Source organism: Streptomyces sulfonofaciens (assembly GCF_014656295.1).
Lineage (GTDB): Bacteria > Actinomycetota > Actinomycetes > Streptomycetales > Streptomycetaceae > Streptomyces > Streptomyces sulfonofaciens.
Genome location: NZ_BNCD01000010.1, coordinates 251,441 through 269,195 on the forward strand (window position 1 = coordinate 251,441; position 17,755 = coordinate 269,195).

Sequence of the window (17,755 nt, forward strand, 5' to 3'; positions counted from 1 at the left end):
GCGCGGCAGTTGCTCGCCCGTACGGGTACCCAGGTTGCGGGGCGGGCCTGCCCACGTGCCGACGTCCTTCCACGAACCCGCACTCCGCGAGGCGCTACCCCGCGAGTTCGCTCTCCTCCCTCGGCACCGCGTGCATCAGCTCTCCCAGACCGCGGCGGGTGGCGGCGACCACCGCGCGGTCCCCCGGCTTGAGCACGTAGCCGGGGTCGGGTCGCCAGGAGAGGGTGCCCGAGCCGCCCGAGAGGATGGCCATCAGGTCCGGTCGCTGCTCGCGCATCCTGGCCGTGTCGAGTGCCAGCACCCGCCAGACGCCGGGCAGGCACGCCTCGGCGACCGTCCGGCCCTCCAGCAGCGGGTTGCCCGCGACCTCGACCGAGGAGAAGATCAGGACGCGTCTGCCGACCGGGATGGCGCCCAGGACCTCGCGCCCCATCATCGCGCCGCCGAAGGCGGGGGCGGCCAGCGCCGAGACGGACCTGCTGCGGGTCTGCGCCGCGGGATAGGCGTCGCGCAGGGTGCCGTAGACGGTCGCCGCGAAGTCGTCGTCGAACAGCCGCATCACCACACGGACCTCGGGCCTGATGTGCCGGGCGTTGAGGACGGCCTCCAGGTTCGTGGCGTCGTCGCTGGTGAGCGCCATCAGGGCACGCGCCCGTTCGAGGCGGGACTGCTCCATGACACCCGGTTCCGAGACGTCGCCGATCACCGTGGGCACATGGTGGGCGCGGGCGAGGGCGACGCCCCGGGCTTCCGGATCGCGCTCGACGCACACGACGGGGATGTCCAGTTCGAGCAGCCGGGAGAGCACGCGCGTGCCGACCTTGCCGAGGCCCAGCAGGACGACGTGGCCGGACATGTTCCGGGGCGGCCCGGCCAGGCCCGAACTCGCGCGGAAGTTCCCGTACACCTCGAGCACGGCCGCGAGGAGCAGCGGCAGGAGCAGCATTCCGGCCAGAGCGCACAGGAGTTGGAGGATCTGTACGACGGCGGGCTGTCCCTCGGCAGGGTCGTTGATGGCGAAGACGTCGAGCAGTGTCGTGTACGCGGCGTGCAGGGGACTGCTCCGCCGGCTCACGTACCAGTTCACGGCGGCGAGCAGCACCACCGCCGTCCCCACCGAGGCGAAGGCGACGCCGAGGCGGCGGGAGAGGAACAGCCGCAGGGGCAGGCGCGGCAGCCGCGCCGACGGGGCGAGGGTCTGGGGGCGGTGGCTCACGGCCTCCAGGACGACGGCGCCGCGCTTCGGTGCGGCGGCCGCCACGGTGGACTCGTCCGGCAGGATCAGGGGGCCGTCGATCATGCTGCCCATGGCCCGTTCGTCGGACTGCTCGGCCGAGTCGGGCAGCAGGGCGAGGGTGGCGAGCGGGTCGCGCCGGCCCGCGGTCGCGACGGTGCGCTGCTTCGCCCGCAGCAGCATGCCGTCGGCGTGGATGATCTTCTCGTTGCCGACGACCGCCGCGGCGACGAGCGAGGGTGCCGCGGTGTCCGCGTCGGACAGTACGGTGGTGGACACGTCGACCTGCGACGAGGCCAGGGACGGGTTGCGGATCCGCACCGCGCGGTCGAGCAGGGCCTCGACGTGCCGGCCCAGTGCGCGGTTGAAGAGCCTGATGACCAGGCGCACCTCGGGGTTGATCCGGCGGGCCCGCAGGGCGACGTGGATGTTGAACTGGTCGTCGCCGGAGGTGAGCGCGAGGGCGGTCGCCGTCTCGATGCCCGCTGCACGCAGCGCCGTCTCGTCGGGTTCCGGCGCCTCCACGGCCCTGACCGACAGGCGGGGATCCCGTACCAGCCGGCCGAACCGCGGGCCGTGGCCGCTCGTCAGGGACGGCAGGACCACCGTCACGTCCTGGCCGTACACGGACGCCAGCTCGTGGGTGAGCCGTTGGGCGAGCGCGTTGTCGCCGCAGACCACCATGTGCCCGCCGTCGCCCCCGTCATGGCCGCCACCGCCACCGCCCCCGGTGCCACCACTGCCGGCGTCACCGCCCCCTGTGCCACCGCTGCCGCTGCCGTTGTCGTCGGCGGCCACCCGGGTCTCGTCGCCGGTCGCGTGGGCCTGACGCGTGCTCATATGCATCCTCGTTGCTGTGGGGCCGCTCGGGGCTCGCCCGGAGTCGTCACCGTGATGGGCATCGGCGGCGGACCAGGTCTTACCACACCGCGCGAGGAAGGCCGCGCACGGCCACTTCGCCGCCGGCGCGACCGGCTTCCCAGGAGCGGTGGACGGCCCGCCGGCCGCGCCCGGTACGGTCAGCCCATTGCCGGTACCGAGCCGGTACCGGTGCCGTCGCTGGTACCGGTGACCCCGAGCGACCCAAGCGACCCAAAGCAACGAAACGGCCCCGAACGGCCCGAACAACCCCCAGCAACCCCGAACAACCCCCCGCAACCCCCAACCCCCAACCCCGAGCAGCAAGGAGCACGGAAGTGGCAGCATCAGTTGATCCGGAACGTACCGAGTGGGATGTCATCGTGCTGGGCGGCGGGGCTGCGGGCGAGAACGCAGCACAGTACGCCACGCAGTTCTCGGGTCTCGACTCGGTGCTGGTGGAGGGCGAGCTGCTGGGCGGCGAGTGCTCGTACTGGGCCTGCATGCCGAGCAAGGCCCTGCTGCGGCCCGGCGAGGTCCTCGACGCGGCTCGTCATGTGCCGGGGGTTTCCTCGATCGTCGGGGACGCGCGGCTGGACGTGCCCGCCGTCCTCGCGCGCAGGGACGCCATCGTCAACGGGCTTTCGGACGCCTCGCAGGTGCAGTGGGCGCTGGGTGCGGGCATCGACGTGATACGCGGATCCGGGCGGCTGGCCGGCGAGCGGACGGTGGTGGTCAGCACGGCGGCGGGCGGCACACGTACGCTGACGGCCCGCCACGCGGTCGTCGTGGCGACGGGCTCGTTCCCCGCCGTGCCGCGGATCGCGGGCCTGCGCGAGGCGCTGCCCTGGGACTCGCGCGACGTGACCAACCTGCACGTGGTGCCGCGTCGCGTGGTCGTCCTGGGCGGCGGCGTGGTCGGCTGCGAGGCGGCGACGTGGCTGAGTGCGCTCGGCGTCGAGGAGCTGACCGTCGTGTACCGGGGCGCGGAGCTGCTGCCGCGCCAGGAGCCCTTCGCCGGGCGGCTGGTCGCCGACGGCCTGCGGTCCGCCGGCGTACGTCTGCTGCCGGAGCGCGGCGTCAGCGAAGTGCGCCGCGCCGACGTCCGCGCGACCGGCACGGGGTTGCCGCACGGCGGTGAGGTCACCGTGCTGCTCGACGACGGCACCACGCTCCTCGCCGACGAGATCGTCGTCGCGACCGGCCGCACCCCGCGCACCGACGACATCGGCCTGTCCGCCGTCGGCCTGGCGGACGGCGGCTATCTGGACGTGGACGACCAGCAGACCGTGCGCGGGGTGGACGGTCAGTGGCTGTACGCCGTCGGCGACGTCTGCGGGCGGGCCCTGCTGACGCACATGGGCAAGTACCAGGCCCGGGTCGCCGGTGAGGTGATCGCGGCACGGGCGGCGGGCCGGAACCCGGGAGGTGACGAACCGAGCCGGCTCAGCACCGCGACGGGCCACCGCGCCGTCCCGCAGGTCACCTTCACCTCCCCCGAGGTCGGATCCGTCGGCCCGACGGAGGAGGAGGCACGCGCCGCGGGCGTCGACGTGGAGACGGTCGAGTACGACCTGGCCGCCCTCGCCGGCACGTACCTGCTCAAGGAGGACTACACGGGCCGGGCCAAACTGGTCATCGAGCGCTCGACGGACACCCTGATCGGGGCGACGTTCGCGGGCACCGGGATCGCGGAACTCGTCCACGCGGCGACCACCGCCGTCGTCGCCCGCATGACGGTGTCGTCACTGTGGCATGCGGTGCCCAGCTATCCGACCGTCAGCGAGATCTGGCTCCGCCTGCTGGAGACGCTGGAGGCGCAGCGCAGGAAGACCGAAAGGGGCTGACCGAGGCCAACGGCGCGGACACCCGAGCGGGCGGTTCTCGGGGGTTGGGTCTGAGGGGCCCTCAGACCCAACCCCCGAAACCGTCACCGTCCTATGCCTCCTGCAGGAAATTCCGGTGCCGGTGATGGGCCACAACCAGCAGACTCTCCTGCAGTTTGCGTCGGTTACTGCCTCGTGTCTTGAGTGCGTGGCAGTTAGGGCAGAGGCCGATCATGACTTCTGGGGTGTCCTGGCCCGTACGGGCCAGACCGTTGACGTGGTCGACCTCCAAGATCGGCTGGTCCGCGTCAGTGCGTTCGAGTGGGTGCCCCAGGCAGGAGGGGTTTTCGCAGCGGCCTTCGCTGCGCAGTAGCACGGCTTCGCGGGCAGCGGGTGAGCGAAGGTGACGCTCCACCTGCGCGAGCGTCGATCGGCGGTTTCGGCCGGCTGCGGTCCGGCGTGCGGCATCCGTCAGCCGCTTGTACCTTTCGCGGGTGCTGGTTCCCTCTTGCTGCGGTTCCGAGTCCACCTCGATGGGAATGACGTCCAGGGAATCGTCGTGGAGCTGACCGTCGTCTTGGGTGAGGGCTTCGATGACCTCCGAGGGCCAGGTCTCCCGCATCGGCGAGGGAATGGGTGCGAGGATCCACACGTACTCCCGGCGCGGCTGGCCGTCCTGTCCACGGCCCCAGCGCCGGCGGCGCTGGACGATGACGGCCCAGGTCTCGAACGTCCAGTGGCCTTTGTAGGGCTTGTGCCAGTAACGCAGGGCCTTCTGCTGCTCCTGGTGCTCCGCCATGGCGCGGTTGCCTGCGGTCAAGGATTGATGGCCGGACAGACCGTCACCGGTGTAGGCGATCCAGTCCGTCTCGGGTATGCGCTGGTCGGCGTATGGACCCTTGTCATCCGAGTAGACGGTGAGGATGCCGTCAGCGAGCGGAGTTATTCCCAGCACGCGGTTGCCGCCGTACACGTCGGCGATGGCGCCGCGATGCGGGTAAGACTCACCGGGAAGGGGACGCAAGCTCGGGGCGATCCGTCCGGCCATCAGCTCGTTCAGGCCCAGGGCTTCCAGGAGCGGAATGGGCGTACGGCTGAAGAAGCGTACGAGCAGAGTGCTCATCGCCCATGCCGCTAGTTCCGGGGCTTCCGTGAGCAGGTCGTAGTCGCGCTTCGGCAGGCCGGCTAGAGGGTTCAGCTCATCCAACGCAGAGAGTTGCGGGCGTCGTCCCTGGCTCGTCAAGTGGAGCTCTGTGGCGTCCGCCACCTCCCACAGCTTGTTCTTCTGGAGGGCCCAGAAGGGATACAGCACACCCTGCTCACCTTCTGTTACCCCGGCGAATGCGGTGAGCAGCGGTCCCACGGCCTCTTTGATCACCGACCAGGGTTGCTTACGCGGACGTCCGTGTACGGCTTGGGCTATGGCCCACAGAAGCAGCAGTGGGCGGTGCAGCGGTTGACCTGTGTGACGGTGGGCGGGTTTCAGCTTGGCTATTCGCTCGATCAGGTCCCGTCCATCGGTCACTGCACTACTCCAGTCCTCTAGTACTACTAGTAGGACTATCTGACCAGACCGCGCTGACAGTGCTCCCCGGCCTGCGACTTTTCTAGATGGCGGCGGCCGCGTGTGCGTTCACGGTGCTGTCGAGAGGAGTGATCCCGGCGGCCGCACGGCAAGGGTCCGCCGCACGGCCGCCTGCTTGTCAGAACCGGGTCAGCTTCGTGCCGAACGACGGCTCGGCGAGGTCGGTTTTCAGGGCCACCGGCACCTGCTGTGCCGCGGCTCCGGTGCCGACCCTCAGCTCGCCGAGTACGGTGCCCGCCTTCGCCGGACGGGGCACGGTCCTCGCGCCGTCTTCGAAGGTGAGCCGCAGCTTCTGGCCGGGGACGCCCAGCACCTTGAGGTCCCTGGTGGTCACCACCGGTATGCGGGTGCCGAGTCCGTCGTCCACGTAACCGACGACCTGGCCCTTGCGCACCGCGGTGGCGGAGGTGAGGGCGTTGCGCACCGCCTCGATGACCTTCTTGCTGTTGTGTTGCACCAGGACCAGGCTGGTGGCGCCGTTGGGGTCCGGACCGGTGGCGTGCTGGTCCATCATCGTGCCGATGATCAGCCGTTCCCTGCCGTCCACGGTCTTGTAGGCCGCCCAGGAGAGCGTGCCGCCTGCCGGTGTGTTGGAGCCGGTCTTGATGCCCCTGATGCCCAGTCCTGCCGTGATCAGGGGCGCGTTGTTGTTGTAGATGCGCCCGTGGCCCGGGATGTCGGCATGGGGCACGGCCACGATCGCGCGGAAGGCATCCGACTTCATCACCTCCGCGGCCAGTTTGACCTGGTCGACGGCGGTACTGACGGTCGTCTTGTCCAGGCCGCTGGGATCGGTGTAAACGGTGTGCTTCATGCCGAGCGCCCTGGCCGCGTCGTTCATCTTCTTCGCGAACGCGGTCTGCCCCTTGGAACCGGTGTCCCAACGCGCCAGCAGCCGGGCGATGTTGTTCCCCGACGGGATCATCAGCATCTTCAGCATGTCCTGCTCGCTGAACTTCTGGCCCGTCGCCAGCCCCACGATGCGCGACTCGTCCTCGGCCTTCCCGTCCTCCACGGTCTGGGCGTCGACCGTGATCCGGGGCCCCTTCTCGTCCTTCTTGAGGGGGTGGTCGCGGAGGATCACATAGGCCGTCATGATCTTGGCGATGCTCGCCGTCGGGACCGGCTTCTCCGCCCCGAACGTCCCGACGGTGCCCAGGCCCGCGACCATGACGGCGGCCTGCCCCTTCTCGGGCCACGGGATCGCGAGCCTGCCGCCCGGGATGGTGAACGACGATGTGCTCGCGTCGGCGGTGAGGGTCGGATCCGGCAGCGGACGGAGGGTCTGCACGGTGACGAGGACCAGACCGACGAGTACGAGGAACACCACGAGCGGTGCCAGGATGCCGATCCTGCTCACGAGGGCGCGGGCCCGGGACGAGCGTGGCACGAGGGTGCCGGCCAGTTGCGCGAGGAGGGCGATCGGGAGCTGGGGGCGCGACTGGTCCGCGGACTGGTGGTGCGTGGGCTGGTGGTCCGTGGACTGGTGGTGCGTGGGCCGCGGTTCGGGCCGGTGCGGCTCGGCCCACTGCGGCAGGGGCCGCCGGAGTTCGGCCCACGGCGGTGCGGGGCGCCGCTCCTCCGGCCGCCGGAGTTCGGACTGCCGCCCGACTGCCGGCCGTGCGGACTCGGACTGCGGGGGCCCGGACCGTGACGGCTCGGACCGTGGGAAGCCGGACCGTGAGGGCTCGTCCCGCGTGGCGGGGACATCCCGGGGGTCGGCGGGCCTGGCCGAGGGAGCCGGGCGTGACCGTGCCGCGGGGGGCCGGTCGGCGAGTGTGGGTGCGCCCGTTGAGCGTTCGGCCGGCAGCGCCGATCCCCCCGCGGCGGTCGGCACCGCACCCTTCTCGGCACCGTCTGCCTCGCCAGCCTCGCCTGTGTCGCCCGTGGCGCTCGCGTCGTCCGTGGCCTCCGTGCTGGCCGCGGCGTCCGTCTCGTCCGTCTCGTCCGTGGCGACGGTGCTGTTCCCGCCGCCGACCCCGCCCTTGCCGTCGGCACCGTCCACGCCGTCCGTGTCGTCCGTGTCGTCCCTGTCGGCGGTGCCGCCCGTGCTGCCGGCCTCCTCAGCGCCGTTCACGCCGCCGGCGCCGCCTACGCCGTCCGGGCCCTCAGGGCCGTCCGCGGCTTCCGTGCCGGCGGCCCCGTCCGTGCCGGCGGCCCCGTCCGTGCCGGCGGTCCCGTCCGTGCCGGCGGCCCCGTCCGTGCCGTCGGCCCCGTCCGACGACTCCCGCCCGTCCGACGACTCCCGCCCGCTCGACGGCTTCCGGTCGCTCGACGGCTTCCGCCCGTCCGAGGGCCCGTCAGTTGCTCCGTCGCGCTCCCGCCGCTCTTTCGCGGGTGACTCGGTCGCCTCCCCGGCCTTCTCGGAAGCCTCGCTCGCGCCGCCGGTCCCGGCCTTCTCCGAGACCTCGCCGGCGTCTTCGGCCTTCCCGGCCAACCCGCGCGCGCCCGTGGAGGTGGATATCGGTGCTGGTAAAACCCGTGCGGCCGCGGGCTCGGAGGCGGTCGTGCGGTCGGCCGCCTTACGTGCGGGCCGCCGCGCCGGGGCGCCCGCCTGTGCCGGTGCCGGTGCGGGTGCCAGTTCGTTGCCGGAGGTGCGCGTGGGCGAGTTGTCCTGATCGGGGGTGTCGTCGGGGGATCGGCCCGCCATTGATGTCTCCTTCGTACGCCGCAGCGCCGCTACGTGCCCGGGCCGGCTGTGCCGCGTCCCGCTGCCGGGGCCGGTGTTCCTCGCCGGACCGGCCGGGTCTCTGGCGGTCCGACGCGCCCCGGCGGCACTCGTGGGCGAAGGTGCACGGGGACACACGTCGGACCTGTGGTGATGTTCTGGGTGTGGGTCGTCTGCCGGGCTCCTGCGGGGGGCTTGGGTCCGGCACAGGGGAGGCATGCCCCCGCAGCGTGGACACCGTGGCTGTGCGGCGGCGGCCAGCGTAACCGATCCCCGTTTCGAAGGTGACGGGGCTGACCAGCCGAAAGCGGGAGGCCCCCCGGTGCGGGGGCGTGCGCACCGCCGGGGCACCGCGCAAGGCCCCTCGCGCCCTGCCCGCACGCACGGTTGGTGCGGTGTCAGTGCGACACCGGGAGACCCTGTCCGGGCGACAGCGGGAGCCCCCGTCCGTCAGCCGAGGCCCCGTTGCCGCTCGCCACGGCCGCGCCACCCGCGCGCGGGTCCTCCGGGCGCCTCGGGGGGACGTCCTGACGCCCCCTCGGGGCGGTCGGCGGTGCTCGGCGGTGTCCGGGGGGTGCGCACGGAGGGCAGCAGGGGCGCGAGCGCGGCGAGGGCGAGCACGATCACGGCCATGACGTGGAACGCGTTGCCGTAACCGGCGGCGACCGCCGTCGGTGCGGCCGGGGTGTTCGTCGTGCTGAGGGTGAGCACCATCGCGAGGCCGAACGCGCTGCCGAACTGCCGCGTGGTGTTCATGAGCCCGGAGGCGGCGCCGGCGTCGCCGGGCTGGACGCCCGCGGTGACGGTGGTGGTCAGCGGGGTGCTGGCCAGCCCGGCGCCGAAGGAGATCAGTACGGCCGGGCCGAGGATGCCCGTGGCGTAGTCGCTGTCCGAGGTGATGCCGCCCTGCCACCAGAAGCCCGCCACCTCCATGAGCGCACCCGCGGCGATCAGGGTCCTGGGCTGTACGTACCGCATCAGCCTCGGGGTGAGGCGGAACCCCACGAGGAGCATCACCAGTGTGTGCGGCAGGAAGCCCACACCCGTCCGCGAGGCGCTGTAGTGCAGCACGTCCTGCATGGTCAGGGTCAGGCAGTACCACATCGGGGCCATGCCCGCCGCCGACAGCAGGATCGCCAGGTTGCCCCAGCCGATCCCGGGCAGCCGCAGGAGGTGCGGCGGTATCAGCGGCGCCGGGGCGAACCTCGCCTCCACCACCGCGAAGGCCGCGAGGGCGGCGATCCCCCCGACGAGGGGCAGCGCGGTGGCCGGGTCGGACCAGGCGTGCGTGTGGGCCTGGGCGGTGCCGAGAGTGAGCAGGGTCAACGCGGTCGTGGCCAGCACCGCACCGGGCAGGTCGAGCCGGACCCGGCGCCGGGGGGCACCGCGGAAGACCACCCGGGTGGCGCACAGGATCGCCGCGCACCCGATGGGCACGTTGATCAGCAGGGCCGACCGCCAGGTCAGGTACTCGGTCAGCACCCCGCCGAGCGCGTTGCCCGCCGCGGCGCCGACCAGGCTGACCGGTGTCCATATCGCCAGCGCCCGGGTGCGCCGGGGGCCCTCGGGGAACGTGGTGGTCAGCATGGTCAGGGCGAGCGGGGTGAGCACGGCCGCGCCCAGTCCCTGCCCCGCACGTGCGGCGATCAGCATCACCGGGCTGACCGCGAGACCGCCGACGAGGCTGGCGGCGGTGAACAGCACGAGACCTCCGACGAAGACCCGCCGGTGCCCGTAGAGGTCGGCCAGCCTTCCGCCCAGCAGCAGCAGCCCCGCGAACGCCAGGGCGTAGGCGTTGACCACCCATTGCAGGTCCACCGGGGCGAACCCGAGGTCCGCCTGGATCGACGGCAGCGCGACGGTCATCACCGATGCGTCGAAGAGCACGAGGAAGTAGGCCGTGCAGGACAACGTGAGCGTCAAGGTGGCAGAGGGTCTCGCATGCATGGCTGTCATTCCCCCAGTCGACGTCTGATGCATACGCTCGGGTGAGCGCCGCGTGCGGGCGCGCTCCGTGCTGCGGGGCGGCGCCGCTGCCCTCAGCCGACGTCGTACCCCCTGCCGCGGCCGGCGTGAATGCCGGGCCGTGGCTGCGACCGTGTGCCCGACCGCTCCGCGGTCGCCGCCGGCGTCCCCGGTCAGGCGGGTGTACCCGCACCTCGCACCGGCCGCGGGGTGCTGCCCCCGCGGCCGGTGGTGCCGGTCCGCACCGCGCGGTGCCACCGCGCGGTGCGGGCTGTGCTCTTCCGTTCTCCTTCGGATCGCGGCGGCTACGGCTCACCTGCGCGCGGGGCCGGGGCGGGGGACGCCCTTCCTGCTCCCCCCGCGCTGCGCTCCCGCGCCCGACCGCCGCCCTACTGGGAGAAGTTCACGCCCTGTGCCAGGGCCACCTGCCCGGAGTAGTTCACCGTGTTGGTCGCGCGGCGCATGTAGGACCGCCATGCGTCGGAGCCGGACTCGCGCCCGCCGCCGGTCTCCTTCTCCCCGCCGAACGCGCCGCCGATCTCCGCGCCCGAGGTGCCGATGTTGACGTTGACGATGCCGCAGTCCGCGCCGTCGGGGGCCAGGAACCGCTCCGCCTCGTTCTGGTCGGCGGTGAAGATGCCGGACGACAGCCCCTGCGGCACGTCGTTGTGCAGGCGGATCGCCTCGTCCAGGTCGCGGTAGGTGAGGACGTACAGAACGGGCGCGAACGTCTCCTCGCGTACCACCGCGGTCTGCGCGGGCATCCGTACGACGGCGGGCCGGACGTAGTGGGCGTCGGGCGCGGCCTCGGCGAGCTGCCGTTCGCCGCCGGCGCACAGGGTGCCGCCGTCCTCGACCGCGCGGTCGAGGGCGGTGCGCATCCTGGTGTACGAGGACTCGTTGATGAGCGGTCCGACCAGGGTGTCCTCCCGGAACGGGTCGCCGATCGGAAGCCGCCGGTAGGCACTGGTGAGCCGTTCGACGACGGTGTCGGCGACGTCCTCGTGCACGATCAGCCGGCGGAGCGTGGTGCACCGCTGGCCCGCCGTGCCCGCGGCGGCGAACACGGAGGCGTTCACGACGAGGTCGAGGTCCGCCGACGGCGTCACCACGGCGGCGTTGTTGCCGCCGAGCTCCAGGATGCTGCGTCCGAACCGGGCGGCCACGCGGGGGCCCACCGCCCGGCCCATCCGGGTGGAGCCGGTCGCGCTGACCAGCGGCACCAGCGGTGAGTCGACGAGCCGCTCGCCGACGTCCGCGGCACCGAGGAGTACCTGGCCGAGGCCCGCAGGGGCGCCGGTCTCGGCGATGGCGCGGTCGAGCAGGGCGGTGCAGGCCAGTGCGGTCAGCGGGGTCAGCTCGGACGGCTTCCAGACCACGGTGTCACCGCACACCAGGGCGATGGCGGTGTTCCACGCCCACACGGCGACGGGGAAGTTGAACGCACTGATCACGCCGACCACACCGAGCGGGTGCCAGGTCTCCATCAGGCGGTGGCCCGGCCGTTCCGAGGGCATCGTGCGGCCGTAGAGCTGCCGGGACAGGCCCACCGCGAAGTCGCAGACGTCGATCATCTCCTGCACTTCGCCGAGCGCCTCGGAGCGGATCTTGCCGGCCTCGATGGTGACCAGGTCGGCGACGTCCTGCTTGTGCTCGGTGAGCAGTTCGCCGAACCTCTTGACCAGCGCGCCGCGCACCGGGGCGGGCGTGGTCCGCCAGGCGCGGAACGCGGTCCCGGCGGCTTCCACGGCCCGGTCGACGTCCGCTGGGGTGTCGGCACGCAGACCGAACAGGGCGGCGCCGGTGATCGGCGTACGGGCCGTGAGGGCGTCGCCCTTGTACGCGGCGAGCTGGGCACCGCAGCGCGTCAGGGCGCTCTCGGCCCTGGTGCGGATGTCGTCGGTGCTGCTGAGGGCTGGTGTGGCCATGGCGGCGGTTTCCCCTATGACTTGGATGTGGTGCGTATGTTGACGTAGTTGCCGCCGATCCAGTCCTGGAACGTGGCGGTCTCACCGTCCAGGGTCACATCGAACCCGCACCGCTTGGCCAGGGGGACCGAGAAGGCGAAGTCGGCGTTGGGGCGGAGGAAGAAGACGCTGGACGTGCGGCTGCTGCCGGCGATCAGGTCCCGGCCGGGCGAGGCGACGTGGTGCTTGGGCGCCTTCACCTGGCCGCCGGTGACGAGGGTCGCGACGGCGCCGCAGAAGACGAGTACCGTGTCCGGTTTGGCCGGCAGGTCCACGAAGGCGCCGTCGACCTCGACCTGGAGGCTGACGAAGCCGTTCGGGCAGGGTGTCTGCTGGATCAGGGTCACCGTCGACAGGTCGTAGTGCGGCGCCATCCGGAGGGGTTCCTCCTCGGCGCTGCGGTTCTCGGGGACCTCCGGGAAGTAGCGGAACCGCAGCAGCGGCTCACAGTCGACGAAGGCTTCGACGCCGCCTTCCGGTTCGGTTCCGGTGGTCCTCAGGACCTGCCTGGCCACCTCCTTGGTGGCTTCGTACATGTCGTCGAAGTAGTGCGTCCAGATCCGTTCGAAGTCGCCGTTGGGGAAGACGTTGTCCGAGGTGCCCATGGAGTAGCACATCGAGTAGTCCGAGTACGTGCCGTTGTTGGTGATCTTCGCGGTGCTCTCCGACTCCAGTCCGGTGAACCCGCGCCGGATGGTGGGGACCGTGGAGGTGACGGCCCGCTTCTCCTGCTCGGTGCCGTGTTCGAAGAACTCGGTGGCGACGTCCTTGGCGGACTTCTGGTCGCCCTCCGAAGGGCCGCAGTCCGTCAGGTAGAAGACGCCCTTCTCCGTCAGGCACCTGCGGAACTCGTCCTGGCAACGCCCCTCCTGCAACGCGCTCAGGCTGAACGTCGGCACCTTCGTGTCCGTCATCACTCATTGCCCCTCTCGCAACGGGGTGGTCGCCGGCGCAGTGGAAAACACGTGCACGGCGCACTCAGCCCCCGATCAGTTCCTTCGTCTCGCCCATGGCCTTGGCCAGTTGGTCTATCTCCGCCTCGGTGTTGTAGAAGTTCAGGGAGATCCGCAGCAGCGCCCCGTCCGGCCGGTCGGCCACCGCCGTCTCGATCCGGAAGCGTTCCCACAGGGCCTGGTGCAGGTCACCGGCCCTGCTCCCGCCGGGCAGCCGGAACGCCACCATCGCGCCGGACAGCGCGGGCGACTCCGGGGTGGCCGGGGTGAGGCCGCGCCAGCCGGTGAGGCGCTCGCGGGCGTGCTCCACCAGTTCGCGTCTGCGGGCCCTGATCCGGTCGTACCCGAGTCCCGCCTGGAAGTCGATCGACTCCGGTGTCGCGAGCCACGGGCAGATGTCCCGGGTCCCCTCGCACTCGTACCTGCGCAGTCGCGGGGTGCTGCCGAACCGGTCGCGCTCGTCCGGCGGTCCGCTCCCCCGCGGGGGCTCGTGGGCCCAGCTCACCTGGAGCGGTTCGAGGCCCTCCGCACGGCCCGGGGCCACGTGCAGGAATCCGACGCCGGTGGGTGCGAGGAGCCACTTGTGGCCGCTTCCCGCGTAGTAGTCGCAGCCGGTGCCGTCCAGGTCCAGATCGAGGAACGCCGGGGCATGGGCGCCGTCCACCAGGGTCACGATGCCGCGGCGGCGGGCCTCGGCACACAGTTCCCTGGCCGGCAGGACCAGCCCGGTGGACGACACGACGTGGCTGAAGAACAGCAGCCGGGTCCGGTGGGTCATCGCGGCCACGGCGGCGTCGACGACCTCACCGGCATCGGCGGGCAAGGCGGGCAGCGGGAACGTCCTGACCTCCAGGCCCCGCCGTTGCGCCATCCGCTCCAGGCACCAGCGCATCGGCGTGTACTCGTGGTCGGTCATCAGGATCTCGCCCGGCGCCGTCAGGTCGAGGGAGGACGCCACCAGGTTCACGGCGCCGGTCACGTTGGCGGTGAGGACGAGGCGGTGCGGATCCCCGCCCACGAACCCGGCCAGGCGTTCACGCGCCTCCCACAGCAGCGCGGGAACCTCGCGCAGCAGGAAGTCCATGGGCTCCCGGGCGAGGTGGGCCCGGTAGCCGGTGACGCGCTCGAAGGCGCAGCGCGGCAGGGGCCCGCCGGATCCGGTGTTGAGGTTGACGACGGTCGGGTCGAGCAGCATGTGGCCGCGGGCATCGTCCCAGTCGGCAACGGCCATGTCGTGATCTCCCGCAAATTCAGAAAAAGGGAATCCCCCGGCATTCGGTCGACTTCAGCAGAGTAGCAGCCACCACACGATCCGGAACAGGCCATTGCCTTGCCGAAAAGTTGTGAAGAGAACTCGGAGAGAGTCGAAAGAGCGGCCCAAGAGCGGGATGCGCCAGTATGCGGAAGTCACCATATCCAGCTCATCGTCACGGCACGTCGGCGCTTGAAATCCTGACCATTCATCCTGCTCCACAGGAGTTTTCCCACATGGGTGAAGTGGAACGTCATCCCGACCTCGACCCCGTGGAGGGAGCGGGCCCGGGCACTCGGGGCGTCCGCATGGCGCCACTCCATGGCCCCGTCCTCCGCTGATCCGCGGCTTCCGCGGCAAACGGCGTGGCCAGAAGGCGACAGCGCCCGTCCGGTTGCGGCTCCTGCCGCCACTCCCCGCCGGGTCCGCGCCGCCAGGAGCGGAATGCCGCGAATTCGCACCGCAGTCCGGTGCGGACCCCTGTGGACGGGGCGGGCGGTGCATGTGCCGCGCGGGCGCCCGCCGCTTTTTGTCCCGTGGTCCCTGCACCGATGGGAAATCCGACTCCAGACCGCCGCCGCAGGGCCTGGTGACACAATTAAACACGCAGTCAGACGGAAATCAAGGGAGTGTGCATTGAAGGACCATTCTCAGATGGAATTCACGGATTTGAATCTCTTCCGGGGTCTGGGCGAGGACCCGGCCTACCATCCTCCTGTGCTGAAGGACCGGCCGCGCGACTGGCCACTCGACCGGTGGGCCGAGGCACCGCGCGATCTCGGGTTCTCGGATTTCGCGCGCTACCAGTGGCGCGGTCTGCGCATGCTCAAGGACCCGGAGACCCAGGCCGTGTACCACGACCTCCTGTGGGAACTGCGTCCGCGCACGATCGTCGAACTGGGCGTGTACGGCGGCGGTTCACTGGTCTGGTTCCGCGATCTGACCCGGCTCATGGGCATCGACTGCCAGGTCATCGGGATCGACAGGGACCTCTCCCGGTGCCGGATACCCGCGTCCGAGAAGTCGAACATCTCGCTGCACGAGGGCGACTGCGCGGCCGTCGAGACGTTCGAGCACCTTCGTTCCGCCGCTCACCCGCTGCTCTTCATCGACGATGCGCACACCAACACGTTCAACATCATGAAGTGGGCGGTCGACCATCTCCTCGAACACGGCGACTACTTCGTCATCGAGGACATGATCCCCTTCTGGCACCGGTACAGCCCCCGACTGCTCGAGGAGTACCTCGGCGCCTTCCGCGACGTGCTGACCATGGACATGGTCTACGCCAACGCCAGCCAGCAGCTTGATCGCGGTGTCTTTCGCCGGTCGGCGAAGAAGGACTAGCCGCACGGCAGCGGGGGAAATGCAATTCCCGCCGGTCCGCGTGCTCACGGGTACCGGCGGCGACGGGATTTTCCGGGCCGAGTGGAAGAGGTCCCCATGCCCACCGTATCGAGTCTCCTGTACTACAGTGCGCCGCTCGCACCCGGGGGGCGGGACGACGACTGGTGCATCGACGCCGTGTCCCGGCACCCCGACGTGCTCTTCAACTTCCGCAAGGTGCCGACCGAGACGGCCATAACCGACCTGCGCGAGTGCACGAGGGAGCCGAAGCTCGACGAGACGGGTTTCGAGAAGGTCGTGTTCCCGACGCGTGTGGACCAGCGGGCCCTCGTGGCGAACAACGCGTCAACGCTCGAATGGTACCGGCAGGAGACGAGGGACCTGCTGGAACCGCTCACCGGCGCCGACACGGTGCAGTTCTTCGATGCCACGCTCAGGCGGCAGGACACGGCCGGGCCCGCGGCCGGCACCTACAGTTCGCCGCACCTGCGGGTGCACGTCGACCAGAGCCCGAAGAGCGCCCGTGCGCGCGCCGCCGCCCTTCGGCGGCATTTCCGCAGGTTCCAGATCGTCAACGTCTGGCGGCCGCTCCTCGAACCGGTCCGCAACTTCCCGCTCGCCGTGTGCGACTACCGCTCCATGGACCTCTCCGCTGATCTCGTGCCGACCCGATTACGTTTCCCCGCGTGGCTCAAGGACCGCGAGAACTTCTCCGTGCGGCACAATCCCGCGCACCGGTGGCACTACTGGGAGGCACTCTCACCCGATGAGGTAATAGTTTTCAAATGCTATGACAGCGCGAGCCGCGGTCTGGCGCTCGCGAGTTGCGGAACAGGCGGAACAGGCGGAACAGGCGGAACAGAGGGGAACGATCTGCTGGACGTGGCGGGCCTGTGTCCGCACACGGCTTTCCTCGACGAGAAAGGACCGACCACCGGACACCTGCGCACATCCTTGGAAATGCGTGCCCTGATCTTCTATGACTGACCGCTGCGACCGACCGCCCATCCGGCGATCCCCGACGGGAGCCGGGTCCGGACGGCGCAGAAACGGGCCGGGACGACGCAGTCCGGCACCGGGGACCGAGGCAGGGGCCGCGGCCGAGCGGCTTCCCAGGGCGCTGGGAAAGTTGAGAAGGAGCATCTGAACATGGCGGACACGACGGTACCGATCTTCAGCCTCGCCGACTTGCAGAAGGGCGCCGACCAGGACGAGTTCCACCGCTGCGTGACGGAGATGGGGGTCTTCTACCTCACCGACTACGGTGCGCTCGAACAGGACCACCGCTCGGCCACCGACACCGCGATGGACTTCTTCGAGCACGGCACTCCGGAGGAGAAGCAAGCCGTCACCACCAAGATCCCGACCATGCGCCGGGGGTACTCCGCGCTGGAGGCGGAGAGCACCGCCCAGGTGACCAGGACGGGCACGTACACGGACTACTCGATGTCGTTCTCGATGGGGATTTCGGACAATCTCTTCCCCTCGCAGCGGTTCGAGGCGGTGTGGACGGACTACTTCAACCGGCTGTACACCGCCGCGCAGGAGACCGCGCGGGTCGTGCTGAACGCGTCGGGGTCGTACGACGCCGGGGACATGGACAAGCTGCTGGACTGCGACCCCGTACTGCGGCTGCGGTACTTCCCCGAGGTTCCCGAGCACCGCTCCGCCGAGCGGGAGCCGCGGCGGATGGCACCGCACTACGACCTGTCGATCATCACCCTGATCCACCAGACCCCGTGCGCCAACGGGTTCGTCAGCCTCCAGGCCGAGATAGGCGGCGAGATGGTGAGCCTGCCGCACGTGCCCGACGCCGTCGTCGTGCTGTGCGGCGCGATCGCGCCGCTGGCCACCCAGGGCGCGGTACCCGCGCCCAAGCACCACGTCAGGTCTCCGGAGGCCGGTATGCGGGCGGGCAGCGACCGCACGTCGAGCGTCTTCTTCCTGCGCCCCTCGATCGACTTCGCCTTCTCGGTCCCCAAGGCGCGCACGTACGGCCTCGACGTGAGCCTCGACACCGAGACCGCGACGTTCGGGGACTGGATCGGAACCAACTACGTCACGATGCACTCGGATCCCGGAGTCCGGGGGAAGTAGCGT

The 17,755-nt window shown here is 70.8% G+C and carries 12 protein-coding genes; 4 read left to right on the plus strand and 8 right to left on the minus strand.

Annotated features, from left to right (window positions below; genetic code table 11):
• Positions 1-94: 94 nt before the first annotated feature.
• Complete coding sequence (locus tag IE313_RS18360) at positions 95-1,918, minus strand: NAD-binding protein (protein WP_189933581.1); 1,824 nt, start codon at positions 1,916-1,918, stop codon at positions 95-97.
• A 512-nt stretch (positions 1,919-2,430) separates the two neighbouring features.
• Between IE313_RS18360 and IE313_RS18365 the strand changes: the two genes are divergently transcribed.
• On the plus strand, positions 2,431-3,939 hold the full coding sequence (locus IE313_RS18365) for a dihydrolipoyl dehydrogenase family protein (protein WP_189933483.1): 1,509 nt from the start codon (positions 2,431-2,433) through the stop codon (positions 3,937-3,939).
• A gap of 91 nt (positions 3,940-4,030) precedes the next feature.
• On the opposite strand, the gene IE313_RS18370 is transcribed toward IE313_RS18365, so the two are convergent.
• The 7 genes from IE313_RS18370 to IE313_RS18400 all read right to left on the minus strand — a co-directional run bounded on the left by IE313_RS18370 (position 4,031) and on the right by IE313_RS18400 (position 14,631).
• Positions 4,031-5,443 carry an HNH endonuclease signature motif containing protein gene (locus tag IE313_RS18370; protein ID WP_189933485.1) on the minus strand — a complete coding sequence of 471 codons (1,413 nt, stop codon included), beginning with the start codon at positions 5,441-5,443 and terminating at the stop codon, positions 4,031-4,033.
• Between the two features lie 178 nt (positions 5,444-5,621).
• On the minus strand, positions 5,622-8,153 hold the full coding sequence (locus IE313_RS35295) for a serine hydrolase (protein WP_229924744.1): 2,532 nt from the start codon (positions 8,151-8,153) through the stop codon (positions 5,622-5,624).
• 468 nt (positions 8,154-8,621) lie between these two features.
• Entirely contained in the window at positions 8,622-10,094 is a 1,473-nt protein-coding gene (locus IE313_RS18380; protein WP_229924745.1) for an MFS transporter, read from the minus strand.
• Between the two features lie 431 nt (positions 10,095-10,525).
• Positions 10,526-12,064, minus strand: a complete 1,539-nt coding sequence (gene amaB / locus IE313_RS18385; RefSeq protein ID WP_189933489.1) for an L-piperidine-6-carboxylate dehydrogenase — start codon at positions 12,062-12,064, stop codon at positions 10,526-10,528.
• Between the two features lie 14 nt (positions 12,065-12,078).
• A complete protein-coding gene (locus IE313_RS18390) occupies positions 12,079-13,017 on the minus strand; it encodes a 2OG-Fe(II) oxygenase family protein (RefSeq protein WP_189933491.1) in 939 nt (312 codons plus the stop codon).
• Between the two features lie 64 nt (positions 13,018-13,081).
• Positions 13,082-14,287, minus strand: coding sequence for an aminotransferase class V-fold PLP-dependent enzyme (locus IE313_RS18395; protein ID WP_189933493.1), 1,206 nt, complete (start codon positions 14,285-14,287; stop codon positions 13,082-13,084).
• A 176-nt stretch (positions 14,288-14,463) separates the two neighbouring features.
• A complete protein-coding gene (locus IE313_RS18400; RefSeq protein ID WP_189933495.1) occupies positions 14,464-14,631 on the minus strand; it encodes a hypothetical protein in 168 nt (55 codons plus the stop codon).
• Positions 14,632-14,962: 331 nt separating this feature from the next.
• On the opposite strand from IE313_RS18400, the gene IE313_RS18405 reads away from it, so the two are divergent.
• The 3 genes from IE313_RS18405 to IE313_RS18415 all read left to right on the plus strand — a co-directional run bounded on the left by IE313_RS18405 (position 14,963) and on the right by IE313_RS18415 (position 17,752).
• Positions 14,963-15,655 (plus strand): CmcI family methyltransferase, encoded by a 693-nt coding sequence (locus tag IE313_RS18405; RefSeq protein WP_229924746.1) that lies wholly within the window; start codon positions 14,963-14,965, stop codon positions 15,653-15,655.
• Between the two features lie 96 nt (positions 15,656-15,751).
• The gene (locus IE313_RS18410) at positions 15,752-16,642 is read left to right on the plus strand and encodes a CmcJ/NvfI family oxidoreductase (RefSeq protein WP_189933499.1); all 891 of its coding nucleotides are present in this window, start codon (positions 15,752-15,754) and stop codon (positions 16,640-16,642) included.
• Between the two features lie 162 nt (positions 16,643-16,804).
• The gene (locus tag IE313_RS18415; RefSeq protein ID WP_189933501.1) at positions 16,805-17,752 is read left to right on the plus strand and encodes a 2OG-Fe(II) oxygenase family protein; all 948 of its coding nucleotides are present in this window, start codon (positions 16,805-16,807) and stop codon (positions 17,750-17,752) included.
• The last annotated feature ends 3 nt before the right edge of the window (positions 17,753-17,755 follow it).

What these genes read in the sequence shown, in the direction of transcription:
- IE313_RS18405 (WP_229924746.1), top strand. Translation starts at nt 14,963, where the DNA reads ATGGAATTCACGGATTTGAATCTCTTCCGGGGTCTGGGCGAGGACCCG.
- IE313_RS35295 (WP_229924744.1), bottom strand. Translation starts at nt 8,153, where the DNA reads ATGGCGGGCCGATCCCCCGACGACACCCCCGATCAGGACAACTCGCCC.
- IE313_RS18400 (WP_189933495.1), bottom strand. Translation starts at nt 14,631, where the DNA reads ATGGAGTGGCGCCATGCGGACGCCCCGAGTGCCCGGGCCCGCTCCCTC.
- IE313_RS18410 (WP_189933499.1), top strand. Translation starts at nt 15,752, where the DNA reads ATGCCCACCGTATCGAGTCTCCTGTACTACAGTGCGCCGCTCGCACCC.
- amaB (WP_189933489.1), bottom strand. Translation starts at nt 12,064, where the DNA reads ATGGCCACACCAGCCCTCAGCAGCACCGACGACATCCGCACCAGGGCC.
- IE313_RS18395 (WP_189933493.1), bottom strand. Translation starts at nt 14,287, where the DNA reads ATGGCCGTTGCCGACTGGGACGATGCCCGCGGCCACATGCTGCTCGAC.
- IE313_RS18390 (WP_189933491.1), bottom strand. Translation starts at nt 13,017, where the DNA reads ATGACGGACACGAAGGTGCCGACGTTCAGCCTGAGCGCGTTGCAGGAG.
- IE313_RS18415 (WP_189933501.1), top strand. Translation starts at nt 16,805, where the DNA reads ATGGCGGACACGACGGTACCGATCTTCAGCCTCGCCGACTTGCAGAAG.
- IE313_RS18360 (WP_189933581.1), bottom strand. Translation starts at nt 1,918, where the DNA reads ATGGTGGTCTGCGGCGACAACGCGCTCGCCCAACGGCTCACCCACGAG.